General features: G+C 55.6%; 12 protein-coding genes. 5 read left to right on the top strand and 7 right to left on the bottom strand.

Going from position 1 to position 13,038, the window contains the following annotated elements; all coding sequences use genetic code 11:
- Both TRICHSKD4_RS00660 and TRICHSKD4_RS00655 read right to left on the bottom strand, forming a co-directional pair.
- Positions 1 to 710, bottom strand: a 710-nt coding sequence (locus tag TRICHSKD4_RS00660; protein WP_139051921.1) for an IS5 family transposase, incomplete at its 3' end; no start/stop codon positions are given.
- Positions 711 to 1,025: 315 nt separating this feature from the next.
- Positions 1,026 to 2,450 carry an FAD-binding oxidoreductase gene (locus tag TRICHSKD4_RS00655; RefSeq protein ID WP_009465640.1) on the bottom strand — a complete coding sequence of 475 codons (1,425 nt, stop codon included), beginning with the start codon at positions 2,448 to 2,450 and terminating at the stop codon, positions 1,026 to 1,028.
- Between the two features lie 166 nt (positions 2,451 to 2,616).
- Between TRICHSKD4_RS00655 and fabI the strand changes: the two genes are divergently transcribed.
- The 5 genes from fabI (at position 2,617) to yghX (ending at position 7,872) form a co-directional block, all read left to right on the top strand.
- Entirely contained in the window at positions 2,617 to 3,435 is an 819-nt protein-coding gene (gene fabI / locus TRICHSKD4_RS00650; RefSeq protein WP_009465639.1) for an enoyl-ACP reductase FabI, read from the top strand.
- An 87-nt stretch (positions 3,436 to 3,522) separates the two neighbouring features.
- Positions 3,523 to 4,167, top strand: coding sequence for a histidine phosphatase family protein (locus tag TRICHSKD4_RS00645; protein ID WP_009465638.1), 645 nt, complete (start codon positions 3,523 to 3,525; stop codon positions 4,165 to 4,167).
- A 90-nt stretch (positions 4,168 to 4,257) separates the two neighbouring features.
- Positions 4,258 to 5,427, top strand: a complete 1,170-nt coding sequence (locus tag TRICHSKD4_RS00640) for a DUF3095 family protein (protein ID WP_009465637.1) — start codon at positions 4,258 to 4,260, stop codon at positions 5,425 to 5,427.
- A gap of 92 nt (positions 5,428 to 5,519) precedes the next feature.
- Complete coding sequence (gene aroC, locus TRICHSKD4_RS00635; protein ID WP_040615888.1) at positions 5,520 to 6,605, top strand: chorismate synthase; 1,086 nt, start codon at positions 5,520 to 5,522, stop codon at positions 6,603 to 6,605.
- 379 nt (positions 6,606 to 6,984) lie between these two features.
- Positions 6,985 to 7,872, top strand: coding sequence for a YghX family hydrolase (gene yghX, locus TRICHSKD4_RS00625; RefSeq protein ID WP_009465634.1), 888 nt, complete (start codon positions 6,985 to 6,987; stop codon positions 7,870 to 7,872).
- Positions 7,873 to 7,947: 75 nt separating this feature from the next.
- On the opposite strand, the gene TRICHSKD4_RS00620 is transcribed toward yghX, so the two are convergent.
- The 5 genes from TRICHSKD4_RS00620 to TRICHSKD4_RS00600 all read right to left on the bottom strand — a co-directional run.
- Positions 7,948 to 8,529: a hypothetical protein gene (locus TRICHSKD4_RS00620; protein ID WP_009465633.1), complete on the bottom strand. Its 582-nt coding sequence runs from the start codon at positions 8,527 to 8,529 to the stop codon at positions 7,948 to 7,950.
- Between the two features lie 17 nt (positions 8,530 to 8,546).
- The gene (ribB, locus tag TRICHSKD4_RS00615; RefSeq protein WP_009465632.1) at positions 8,547 to 9,866 is read right to left on the bottom strand and encodes a 3,4-dihydroxy-2-butanone-4-phosphate synthase; all 1,320 of its coding nucleotides are present in this window, start codon (positions 9,864 to 9,866) and stop codon (positions 8,547 to 8,549) included.
- A gap of 72 nt (positions 9,867 to 9,938) precedes the next feature.
- The gene (locus tag TRICHSKD4_RS00610) at positions 9,939 to 11,045 is read right to left on the bottom strand and encodes a class I SAM-dependent methyltransferase (protein ID WP_009465631.1); all 1,107 of its coding nucleotides are present in this window, start codon (positions 11,043 to 11,045) and stop codon (positions 9,939 to 9,941) included.
- Positions 11,014 to 12,282: a class I SAM-dependent RNA methyltransferase gene (locus TRICHSKD4_RS00605; RefSeq protein ID WP_009465630.1), complete on the bottom strand. Its 1,269-nt coding sequence runs from the start codon at positions 12,280 to 12,282 to the stop codon at positions 11,014 to 11,016. Before TRICHSKD4_RS00605 ends, TRICHSKD4_RS00610 begins: the two co-directional genes overlap by 32 nt.
- A gap of 46 nt (positions 12,283 to 12,328) precedes the next feature.
- Positions 12,329 to 13,038: TlyA family RNA methyltransferase (locus tag TRICHSKD4_RS00600; RefSeq protein WP_040615810.1), on the bottom strand; the 710-nt coding region annotated here is incomplete at its 5' end.

Raw genomic sequence — 13,038 nt, 5'->3', positions numbered from 1 at the left:
AAGACTTCGTGCTGCGATCTGCGGGAGATGTCGCGATAGACCCGGCCCAGATAGGTCTTCAGCTTTTTGAGTTCCCGGCGCATCCGCTTGAACTGTTTGGCATGGGCATAACGGCCCGCCATCAAGGCCGCCTTTTTGGCAACTCTGGTATGGCTGCGACGCAAGATGATGCCGGCCCTCTTGGCCTGGCGCACCAGAAGCTGCAAGGCCTTGTGATAAAGACGGCTATCGGTGGGATGGGCAATGGCTTTGGGTTGAACGGTCGTATCAACCAAGACCCGCTCAAGGCTGCTCTTCTTGATCGTCCCGCTCTCAATCGCAACACCTACCGTAGCAGAAAGAAGCTTTTCCATTCCCTCAGGACCAATCCGTTTGCGCCAGCGGGTCATGGTTGAGGGATCAATGGGGAATTGGTGCTGGAAAAACTCAAAACCGCAGAAAGACTGCCAGTAGGGGTTTTCAACCCAACGCTCAACCGTCTCTTCATCGGAAAGATCGTACATGTGCTTGAGAAAGTGCAGCCCGGCCATCAGACGCGTTGGTTTGGCCGGTCGTCCCAAGGGGCGATAATGCCTGCCGAACTCCGCATCAAATTCATCCCAAGGCATCAGACCAGACAGCCGCACCAACGAATGGTTCATATCGATGATTGCGGCCAGGCGTTCCTTGAACAGATCGCCACACCGTTTGTTGCGTTTTGAAGGTCTCATGAGAATATGCCAGAAAATGCGTGCTTCGGATCAACTAACCGGCATATTCACACATCCAAAACCCAATGGGTATCCATACTCTTCAATCAGTTAAGGGGTTTTTCAGCGCGAACTCATTAGGGAAGGTTACCCAGAGGACGAAAACAGGAGGTGCGAGAGAAAATATCTGCGGAAAAAGTATCTCGAACTGGAAAGTCGCAATTTTGCCCCAAAGCGATTCAGTCATGATTTCGTGCCTAGAAAACTAAATAGCCCCGATGAAACCATCGGGGCCATTGTCAGATGGAGCTTTTGAGCGCGAGGTTTCGGCTAGCCTCACTTCCGAACTGGCAGAACACGCTCCGGGTTTAGGAGCCCTTTCGGGTCCAGCGCCGATTTGATCCGCCACATCATATCCAGCTCGATATCGCTTTTCACGTCTTTCAGCAGGTCACGCTTCAAGCGACCAATGCCATGTTCTGCGGAGATGGAGCCGTTGAGGTCTGCCACGATGCCATGGACGATTTCGTTCATTTCATCCCACTTTTCCAGATATGCGGCTTTGTCCGCACCGACCGGCTGGCTGACGTTGAAATGAATATTGCCGTCTCCCAAATGACCGAATGGAATAGGACGACACCCGGGGACAAACTGCTCCACTGCGGCCATTGCCTGATTGAGAAACGTCGGGATAAAGGCAACAGGCACGGACACGTCATGTTTAATAGAGCCACCTTCCGCCTTTTGCACTTCAGACATACCATGGCGCAAATGCCAGAAATCCTGAACCTGGCTCATGTTCTGGGCAAGGGCACCATCTTCCACCAACTCGGCCTCAAATGCCTCGCCCAAAATCGCCTCAAGCAGATCGCGGATTTCAAAAGCTTCTGATCCACTGGAAAGTTCCATCAAGACATACCAAGCATGTTCACCTTCAAGTGGGTCACGCGCTCCATCTAGATGGCGGAGGCAGAATTCAATTCCCGCACGCGGCATGAGTTCAAATCCAGTGAGAACCGGACCTGCCTGTGCCTTGGCAATTGAAAAGAGACTCAGCGCAGCTTCAGGTGTGGGAAGTCCAACAAAGGCTGCTTCCAGCTTCTTCGGTTTTGGAAAAAGCTTCAATGAGGCGGCTGTAATAATCCCCAGAGTGCCTTCCGCTCCGATAAACAATTGTTTCAAATCATAACCGGTATTGTCTTTTCGAAGGGTGCGCAAACCGTTCCAAATCTCTCCGGTTGGAAGCACAACTTCCAGGCCAAGAACCTGATCCCGGGTGTTGCCATAGGACAGGACAGCGGTACCGCCCGCATTTGTGGAGATGTTGCCGCCGATTTGACACGATCCTTGTGCCCCAAGGGAAAGCGGGAACAGGCGGTCCACCTTTTCGGCCTCGTTTTGCAGTGTCTCAAGAATGACACCGGACTCCACCGTAATGGTAAAGCCATCCGGATCAACGTCCCGCACCTTGTTCATACGCGACAGGGAAAGGACGATCTCATCGCCGGAATTCTGCGGGATTTGCCCTCCAACAAGGCCGGTGTTACCCCCTTGCGGTACAATGCGCAGATCATGCTCATATGCATATGACATGACTGCGCAGACCTCTTCGGTTGAGCCCGGTCGCAGCACCATCGGGGTCACGCCCTGATAAAGGTCTCGCCACTCCACGAGGTAAGGGGCTTTATCATCCGGGGTGGTCAGGACGTTCGCAGCACCGATCAGTTTGGTAAAATGCGCGACGTGGTCGTTTCGCTCCATGAGCACAGTTCCTCAGCAAAGCTTGGATCAAAATCGGCGCCAACATAGGCGGTGAATTGCGGCTCGTCGATGGGGCTTTGAGCTAACCACAGTCTTGAAGCTCATGGGGCGCTGTGCCATAGGAAGCCAGCCCGTTCGGGCGATATCGAAATTCCTGGAGAAGACTATGGTGGAAACGCGCGGATTGATGAACGGCAAACGCGGATTGATCATGGGCGTTGCGAACAAGAAGTCCATCGCCTGGGGAATCGCGAAGGCTCTGTCCGACGCGGGTGCCGAGTTGGCACTGACCTATCAGGGCGATGCTCTGAAAAAGCGTGTTGAGCCGCTTGCCGAACAATTGAACGCGTTTGTTGCCGGTCACTGCGACGTGACCGACGGCGCATCTATTGATGCGGTGTTCAAGGCCATCGAAGACAAGTGGGGCAAGATCGATTTTATCGTCCATGCTGTTGCCTTCTCCGACAAGGACGAACTGACTGGACGGTATGTTGACACAACGTCCGAAAACTTCGCCCGCACCATGGACATCTCCTGCTACTCTCTGACTGCTGTTACCCAGCGCGCTGAAAAACTGATGACCGAGGGCGGGTCGGTCCTGACTCTGACTTATTACGGTGCCGAAAAGGTCATGCCTCATTATAATGTGATGGGTGTTGCCAAGGCCGCGCTTGAAGCCAGCGTCAAGTACCTTGCCATGGATCTTGGTCCAAAGAACATTCGCGTCAACGCGATCTCTGCCGGCCCAATCAAGACACTGGCAGCCTCCGGCATCGGCGATTTCCGCTATATCTTGAAGTGGAACGAATACAACGCGCCGCTTCGCCGTTCGGTCACCATTGAAGAAGTTGGCGACAGCGCCTTGTTCCTGCTGTCTGACCTTGGGCGCGGGATCACTGGCGAGATCCAGCACGTTGACTGCGGATACCACATTGTCGGTATGAAAGCGGTGGACGCGCCCGACATCTCCGTCGTAAAAGACTGATCAATATTTTGAATTGGCCGGGTAACCGGCCATTTTTATGTCTGTAGCCTTGCTGCAGTGATCTCGTAGTCCTTTCCGGAGACTTTAATGTCCGTTTCGTCTGAAACAATCCCCTCAGATCGGCTGGATGCCGTTCCCGGTCCGGACTTTATGATTTATATCCGCCATGGCCAGACCGACTGGAATGCCGAAGGTCGAATGCAGGGCCAAAAGGACATCCCGCTCAACGCGATCGGCGAAGGGCAAGCGTCTGATAATGGCCGCCGCTTGGCTGCCTTTTTGAAAGATCAGGGTATCGCGCTGTCGTCTCTGGATTTTGTAAGTTCCCCCTTGGGTCGCACCCGAAAGACTATGGATCTGGTGCGGGCTGAGCTTGGCCTTGATAACGCAGGCTATAGGCTGGAATCGGAAATTCGAGAACTAACGTTTGGCGATTGGGAAGGCCATACGCTTGAAGAGCTCGCGGAAGACTTTCCTGAAAAGGTTGCTCAACGACGCGAAAAGAAATGGGAATTCGTGCCGCCGAAAGGCGAAAGCTACGAAATGCTTGCTGCGCGCATTCGTCCCTGGCTCACCGCAATAAGCAAGCCAACGGTTGTTGTCGCCCATGGCGGTGTCTTCCGTATCGTACGAGGCTTGCTGGAAGGGCTGGAAACACGGGCCATTCCCAAACTCGACGTGCCGCAGGACAAGGTGTTTTTGTGGCGCAATGGCGTGGGAAGCTGGATCTGAACACGCGCTTGTGAAGCGATGTTAATCGGCTATTCTCATCCACACAACGCGGGGTGACGTAAGGACCTCAACTGCAACAGCGGGGTCGTCATGAATTCGGAACATTTCTATCAGTCCCTTCCTGCCTTTTCAGATTTTGGTGACATTGGCGATCTGACATCCTATCAGCCTGTTCCTGATGACTGGTTTGTTCTTGCCGCCGATATCGTGAACTCTCGCCAGGCGATTGCCGCCGGAAACTACAAGAATGTAAACATGATTGGTGCCGCAGTCGTGGCATCGGTTGTGAACACGCTGGGCCGCGAAACCACTCCGTTCGTCTTTGGCGGTGATGGCGCTTTGGTCCTAGTGCCGGGATCCAAAGTAGAGGAAGGAAAAAAGGCGCTCGCAGGTGTTGCATCGCTTGCGCGAGAAGCTGCAAACCTCAGTTTGCGGATTGCCGCAATCCCGCTCACGCACTTGCGAGGCAAGGGAACGGACGTTCGTCTGAGAAAACTGGAGCTGAGCAAGGGGAACTACCTTGCCATGGCCGTCGGCGATGGTCTGGAAATGGCCGAGACAATCCTCAAAGACTCAGAGCAGGACGCACCCTTTGCGATAGAGGCTGCAAGTGACACGATGGCGGCTCTGGGCGGATTGTCCTGCCGCTGGGATCCAATGCCCGCCCAGAAAGACAAAATCGCCACGCTGATCATCAAACCATCGGCTACCGATCAGCTCGGACATGCAATGGATATTGTAGCGTCATCCATCGGTGGGTCGCAAAACCTGAGCCGTGACGAGGGACTGTTGGCGACGAGAGACCGTATCCGGTTTCGATTTCCGCCAAGGGCGCTTGGATTTGAAGCAAAGCTTCGCCGTATTTCCGGGGAAGGTTGGTCCTATCTCTTCAAAGGCCTTTTTGAGAGTGTCGCCTTTGTGTGGGGCACGGTGAGCAAACGCCGCGTTGGACCCTTTGAGCCTGACCGGTATTTGGATGAGCTTGCGCGGAACACGGATCACCGCAAGCTGGATGATTCCCTTCGACTTGTTTTAGACGTCTCCGATTCCGAGTTGGAAACTTTGCAACGCAAGCTCGAAGAGGCCAGAGTGCAAGGGCGGCTTACTTTTGGCCTTCACATTTCGGATCAAGCCATCATGACCTGCCTCGTGTCTGATATCGGGGCGGGTCAGCACATCCACTTTATTGATGGCAGTGACGGCGGATTTGCGATGGCTGCCGAAGATCATAAAAACCGCTCCGGTCTGCAGGTGGCGTAACGGGTCTTGCCGAATGTCGGGCGATGCCGTATCGCTGACCCGTCAAATTTTCTGAGGTGCCAGCCTCCATCGCAACACCGGAAGTCTGCCTGATGTCACACAATTCCTATGGTCACCTGTTTCGCGTCACAACGTGGGGGGAAAGCCATGGTCCGGCCATAGGGTGTGTGGTCGACGGATGCCCGCCACTGATCCCGCTGACAGAAGCAGACATTCAAGGCTTCATGGAAAAGCGCAAGCCGGGGCAGTCGCGCTTTACGACACAGCGCCGGGAGCCGGATGAGGTCAAGATCCTGTCTGGTGTCATGATCGATGAAGACGGGGTGCAAAAGACGAGCGGCACACCGATTTCCTTGATGGTGGAAAACACAGATCAGCGCTCAAAGGACTACTCCGAAATCAAGGATCGGTATCGTCCGGGCCATGCTGATTTCACCTATATGGAAAAGTATGGCATTCGCGATTATCGCGGTGGTGGGCGTTCTTCTGCTCGTGAAACCGCCATGCGGGTCGCAGCAGGTGCCATTGCGCGCAAAGTGGTGAGCGGTATGACCATTCGCGGCGCTTTGGTGCAAGTTGGTACGGAGAAGATAGACCGCGCGAACTGGGATTGGTCGGAAGTCGACAACAATCCGTTCTTCTCACCGGATGCCAAAGCGGCCAGCCATTGGGCGGAGTATCTGGATGACATCCGCAAAAAGGGGTCCTCTGTCGGAGCTGTCATCGAGGTGGTTGCAGAAGGTGTGCCTGTCGGTCTCGGCGCTCCGCTCTATGGCAAGCTGGATACGGAGCTTGCGGCTGCGATGATGTCGATCAATGCGGTGAAGGGTGTTGAAATCGGCAACGGGTTTGACGCTGCAATGCTGACCGGTGAGGAGAATGCGGACGAAATCCGGATGGGAGAGGACGGAAAGCCGTTGTTCCTGTCGAATAACTCTGGCGGCATTTTGGGTGGTATTTCAAACGGCGACCCGCTGGTTGTCCGCTTTGCGGTCAAGCCGACCTCGTCGATCCTGACCGAACGCAAATCAATCACCCGGCAGGGTGAAGAAGTTGACGTCATGACCAAAGGCCGTCATGACCCGTGCGTTGGTATTCGCGCCGTGCCAGTCGGCGAAGCCATGATGGCCTGCGTTCTCGCTGACCACCTCCTGCGCCATCGTGGTCAGGTGGGCTAAAAAGACGGGAAGTTATCTCCTTTGAAGGAATTCTCGGTAGATGAACCTGAGAATTCCGTGAACAGCGGCACACCCGCTGAGCCACAGGACGGAAATCCAGTATCCCTGCCAATAGCTCTCGCCTGCAAACGGAGCGAAAGCGGAACTCAGCAGCAAGATACCGAAGCCGTATAGCGCCAGTCGAACCGGCCAGGATAAGTCGCTCAGATCACTTTTCATGCGTCTTTCCAAATCAAACGTGCTTGGGTGTGCAGCTCGGCATGCACGCATTCGTGATAGCGCCCCTACCGCGAAGGAATGGACCTTTTTATGCCGGAACCTATTCTTTCTAAAGCGCAGGGTTGCGCTCTAGGGAGGTTCGCATGAATGACATGACACCATGACCCGGAAAACCGCCAAGGATTTTCCGCAGGAATTGCTTGATCTCTACGACTTTTATGCCCACGGGAAACTCACAAAGCGGGAGTTTCTGGAAAAGGCTGGCAAGTTTGCCGTGGCCGGTGTGACCGCTGCCATGTTGCTGGATCAGTTGGCCCCAAATTATGCGCTTGCCCAACAAGTTGCGCCGGATGACCCGGAGATCGTATCTGAACGCATCACCTATCCATCTCCAAATGGGCATGGTGAGGTCAACGGCTATCTGGTTCGACCAGCAAGCGCGACCGGTAAACTACCAGCCGTTTTGGGGGTCCACAAAAATCGTGGCCTCAACCCGTATATTGAGGATGTTGCGCGGCGGATGGCGAAGGCAGGTTTCTTGGCTTTGGCACCGGATGGACTGACATCGGTCGGCGGATATCCGGGCACTGATGACGAAGGCCGTGCGTTACAAAAGACGGTGGACCGCACCAAATTGATGAACGACTTCTTCGCCGGGTTCGAATTTCTGCTCACACATGAGGGCAGTACCGGCAAGGTCGGAGCGGTTGGCTTTTGCTACGGCGGCGGTGTCGTGAATGCTCTCGCCGTTGCCTACCCGGAGCTGGCAGCTGGTGTTCCGTTCTATGGCAGGCAGGCGGCAGCAGAAGATGTCGCCGCCATTCAAGCGCCCCTTCTGCTGCAATATGCCGAGCTGGATCAACGGATCAATGACGGCTGGCCCGCTTATCAAGCGGCTCTCAAAGCTGAAGGCAAGGAGTATACAGCCCACATTTATCCGGGCGTAAACCATGGTTTCCATAACGACACAACACCGCGCTATGACGAAACGGCCGCCAAACTGGCTGAAGAGCGCACCATCGCATTCTTCAAAGAGCACTTGATGTAAGATAATGCGGGTCGGAGGGGTGCCTCTGGCCCGGTTCGGTTTCCCTAAAGGCAATTATTCGACCAGTAAGGCGCGTCAACGCTTGCTCCTCGGGCGATAGGAGCGCGCGTTCTCAAGGAGGGTCTGGGGCGTGCCTGTGAGCGGGTGAAGGTCAATCACCACCCGATCAGCATCGTCTTTGCTCTTGTGAAGGCTCCAGTTGCGCATCATCCAGCGTTTCCAAGAGGCGGTATGATGTGGTCTGAGAGCGATGTCCGTAAATGGGCGATGCAGGGTCACAACAAGGCGGGCCAGCAGCATATTGCGAACCGCCGTTTGCTTGAGTTCAAGATCAGCAATTTCCGCCCATGGGATCAATCCGAGGCGCTCAACGAATAGCCCGTCCGCATGGGTTGCCAATTGCGGGGCAGATTTGTCGATGAGAGGGTAGTTCCAAAAGGACAGAGCAAGCGGCCCCATCGCAGCCATCGCCAGCAGGGAGCGACCAGAGCCGAGGCCAATAACCAAGAGGGCAATGCCAAATACGGCCATTCCATATACAAGCAGGTCGCCACTGGCCGGTTCAAAGCCAACGGCAAATGGTCCTGATTGGGGGCCGTTTCGCTCCGGCCCCCGCTGCCAACGGTGTTCAAGTTCTTCGGCGCTGCTTTTCGCCAAATTCCAAAATCCCTTGATCAGTGATCGAGGATTTCAGTCTCCTCGATTTTGATGTCGAAGCCTTCCAGCCCGACATAATGTCGCTCGCGGGACGAGAGCAGCCGAATGGACGTGACGCCAAGATCCTTCAGGATTTGCGCGCCCAAACCAATCTCGCGCCATTGTTCCTGTCGGCTTTGAGCCGATCCATGTTCTTCGTTTTCAGCTGCTTCCAGTTCGTTTCTCTGGCGTCTGGACTGACGGGCCACACCAACAGAGCCTTCCCGCAAGAGTACGATGACACCTCGTCCACGCTCTGCAAAGTGCTTCATGATGGCATCGAGCGGCTTATCCTCTCCAAAGACATCGTCCAGCACCGACTCAAGATGCAGGCGGACAGGAACATTGCGGCCATCGAGAATATCGCCATAGACAATAGCAACATGATGCATCGGGTCGTAGGGCGTGGAGTAGGTGGTGGCATAAGCTGGACCAACAGCCGTCTCGATGGGTTGCTCGCTCACGCGCTCCACCAGACGTTCAGTGCGCTGACGCCAGGCAATCAGGTCGGCGACGGAGACCATCTTCAAATCGTACTCGGCGGCAAAAGCAGCCACTTGCTCGCCGCGTTTCACGGTGCCGTCATCATTGACCAGTTCGCTGATGACGCCAACCTCTTCCAGACCGGACAAACGGCAAAGATCGACAGCCGCTTCCGTGTGGCCGGAGCGCATCAACACGCCGCCTTCCTTGGCGACAAGTGGAAAAACATGGCCGGGGCGGACAAAATCCATGGCGCCGACATTAGGATTGGCCAACGCATGAACCGTGGCGCAGCGCTCGTCTGCCGAGATGCCTGTTGTGAGGCCCTGCTTGTAGTCCACTGAAATGGTGAAAGCGGTCGCCAGCGGCGCGTCATTTGCAGAAACCATCGGGTCAAGGCGCAGACGGCGCGCGTTCTCAACCGTCATCGGGGCGCAGATAATGCCGGATGTATGGCGGACCATGAAGGCCATCTGCTCGGATGTCACTTTTGTCGCGGCGACAATCAGATCGCCCTCGTTTTCGCGGTCATCATCATCGGTAACAACCACCATCTCCCCACGCTCAAACGCACGGATGGCTTCTGCGACACGGGCCTGGGACACGGGATGCTCCTTGGTTAGGGAAAGGCCGAGAAAATCATTGGGAGTGACTGCGCCATTGGTGGCCTCGGCAATCTTGCGCGCCATGTCGCGCGAGATCCAGGCGTTGGGGTCATTGCACAATGCGGTCACCGAAGCCGGCGACAGCTGTGCCCGCCGCGCAAACGCGCTGCGGCTTTCCCCGTTTTGTAAAAGCCAATGGTCAAGTCTCATGAAGTCTGTTTACGCGTATTGGCGTTCAGTCTCAAGAGAAGTCTGTTTAAAATTTCAGTGATACTGAAAGATCTATATTTTCTCGAAAGTGGCGATGCGGGAGACGAATGCTGGATCAACGGTCTTCAGCTGCAATCCGGTTTCAGCACCCATCGCAGAAAAGTCCTCCGTCAAATAGCTGGTGTAATAGGGTTCATGAAACAGCTGCGGAAACAAGCTGAGCAGCCCATCATAGTCAGGAACGTCGCCAGTTTGAAGGCTGTCAACAAACAGGAAATAGCCGCCGGGTCTTAGAACTCTGGCCACTTCAGAAAACACCTGCTTGCGAATTCTCGGCGGCAATTCGTGAAACAGAAAGACACTGGAAACAACATCCAGACTGCTGTCTGCAAAGGGCAGGGCTTCCGCCTTCGCATTTGTAAGGCTCGCACGATGAGTAGCTACACGGGTGCGAGCGAGGTTCAAATAAGGCTCGGAGAGGTCCAGCCCCACACCGGACAATCTTGGAAAGGCCGTCAGCGCTGGCCCCAATAGGCCACTGGTGCCGCAGGCAATATCGACATATCGCACATGTCGTTGATCGTGCTTGCGAAGGAAGTCCGCAAAGGGAACAAGCGCCCGCCGACGCATGGCAGCCGTTGCCCCGGAAAAGAGGACATCGACCTGAAAATCATAAAGACGGGCGCTATCTTCGCTCAACCACCCATCGGTCTGGAAGTGAAAGTTCTGGCGGTAATAGCGGGGTAGGGCGCTGGAAAATTGCGCCTCGTCTTCAAAAACTTCTTGGTGCGCACCTGTCGCGCGCCGCCGGGCAACTTCCGGCACATCCTTGAAGAAGGTCTGACTGGTTCGCATCAGTTCGCGTGGGCTCATCCGACCATCATTTGGAAGTGGATAGTGTCCGGCCTCTACATTCGCAAGGTCATCGGCATAGAGTTTGATGATATCGGCAAGCATGCGCCGCTGATCTGGGACGGGACCTGAGGGCACGGGCGGCGCTACAGGCGGCAGGTCTTTTTCCATGCGCTGTGTCATGCGCCGCATCGCTTGGCCATGCAGCGTGTAAAGCGCAAGACGGCTTCCTTGATGCAGGGCGTAGCGTGTCTGCCGCATCAAACGACCGGGCGATACGACTGCTTTGCGTGATTTAAAGCCGCCAGCTGGGTTTTCCTGCGCCATCGTCTGCCTTCCGTGTCAGAATGCCTACGACTTCAATATGGCGCGAATAAAGGAATTGGTCCACTGGCGTGACCGACTGCAGCTCATAGCCACCGTCAATCAGGATGCGGAGATCACGCGCGAAGGTAGCCGGGTTACAGGAAACCGCGACAACGGTTTTCACCGTCGAGTTCGCAAGCTGCTCTGCCTGCGCCTGCGCGCCCGCACGCGGCGGATCAAACACAACCGCGTCATAGTCTTTCAGTTCCTCAGCAATCAGCGGGCTGCGGAAAAGGTCTCGCTTTTCCATTGTCAGGGTTTTCAGCCCTTGCGAGCGACGCAGAGCTGTGTCGATGGCCTTGAGAGCAGGCGCTTCGCCCTCAACGGCATGGACTTTTGCTTGTCGGGCAAGGCGCAAGGCAAACGTGCCAGACCCCGCAAAAAGGTCAGCCACTTGCTTTGCCTTGCCAACGCCCTTGAGGACCCAGGCTGACAAGGCTTCCTCTGCATCTTTAGTTGCCTGAACAAATCCTCCGGGTGGCGGCGTAAGAGCAGAGCCTCCCATATCCAAAAGCGGCGGTCTGATTTCCAGCAAGGTTTCGCCATTGACCGTGAGACGGGCCAGATCCGCTTGCGCGGCTTGAACCGAGAGGTCAGCTATTTTTTTCTCGTAAGATTTGTCTGCCTTTTCAAAGGCGACATCCAGACCCGCCGTTGTCGCCAGCACGGTGAGGCGAAGCTCGCCCTTGCTTGGCAACAGGCCCCCGGCCAGCTTTTTAAGGTCTGGCAGAGCCTTTGTGATGGACGGATCCAGAACCGGGCATTCGCTGATGTCGACAAGACGGTTGCTGGCCTTTTCATGATAGCCCAACAATGTGTGACGCCCGGCACGGGTAGCCGAGAAAACAGCGCGCCGCCGAGAGCCGGGAGTGCAGGGCAGAACCGCCTCTACATCGTGCTCAATACCACGGTCCGCCAACGCTTTAATGGCAAGCTCACGCTTCCACGCAAGATAGGCTGGGGCAGCCAAATGCTGCACGCTGCAGCCACCGCATGTGTTGATGTGACGGCAGACAGGAGCGATGCGGTTCTCACTCGCTTTGGTGATTTGGACGTTCTTGGCACGGGTACCGTCAAGAACAGCCGTAAAGGTTTCACCGGGTAAGGCTCCGGGAACAAAGATGGGGCCGGTTTCGGAGTGAACAATGCCATCACCGCGATGGCCGAGGCTGTTAATGGTAAGCTCTGTCTGGGTCATGAGCGAGCGATAGCCCCGAATGGATCGGGACACAAGGCTCACTGCATTACAACGTCATTTTTCCATAAAGCAGCCACTCTTTGTTGCCATCTCCGCCAAGAACCGGAGAGGGAGTAAGGGGGGCAGTGTTCCAACCGTGCAGGGCTTCCAGCCAAGTCCTCAAGGTCTCTGCAACCTCCTCGGCAACAGCAGGGTCCACAAGGCCTCCCTTGCCAATCTTGTCGCGACCAGCCTCAAACTGTGGTTTGACCAGCAAAACCGCTTCGCTACCCGGTGCAGCCAGCTCAAGAGCGGGCGGAAGAGCAAGTTTCAACGATATGAAGCTGACATCGGAGACAATCAGGCTAGGGGCGTCCCCCTCCAAGTCGGCGGAAGTCAGGTCCCGCGCATTCAGCTTTTCGCGAACGGAAACCTTCGGGTGGCGTCTCAATGTGCTGTGCAGCTGGTCATGCCCTACATCAATGGCATGAACGCGCTGTGCCCGACGTTCCAGAAGAACCTGGGTAAACCCGCCAGTCGACGCACCAATATCGAGGCAAATCCGGTCTTTCGGATCAACAGCGAAGTGATCCAGCCCGGCGATCAGCTTGAGCGCCGCGCGCGAAACATACCGGGCCGCCGGGTCCCGAACAGAGATTTGCTTCGGGTCCAGTACCTTCTGGGAGGCTTTTTTGGCAGGAGCGCCGTCTAGATAGACCGTCCCACGAAGCACGGCATCGCGTGCTCTGGCCCGTGTTTCGAAATGGCCAAGCTCGA

Source organism: Roseibium sp. TrichSKD4, from assembly GCF_000148725.1.
Classification (GTDB): domain Bacteria; phylum Pseudomonadota; class Alphaproteobacteria; order Rhizobiales; family Stappiaceae; genus Roseibium.
This window is presented reverse-complemented; position numbering and strand designations above follow the sequence as displayed.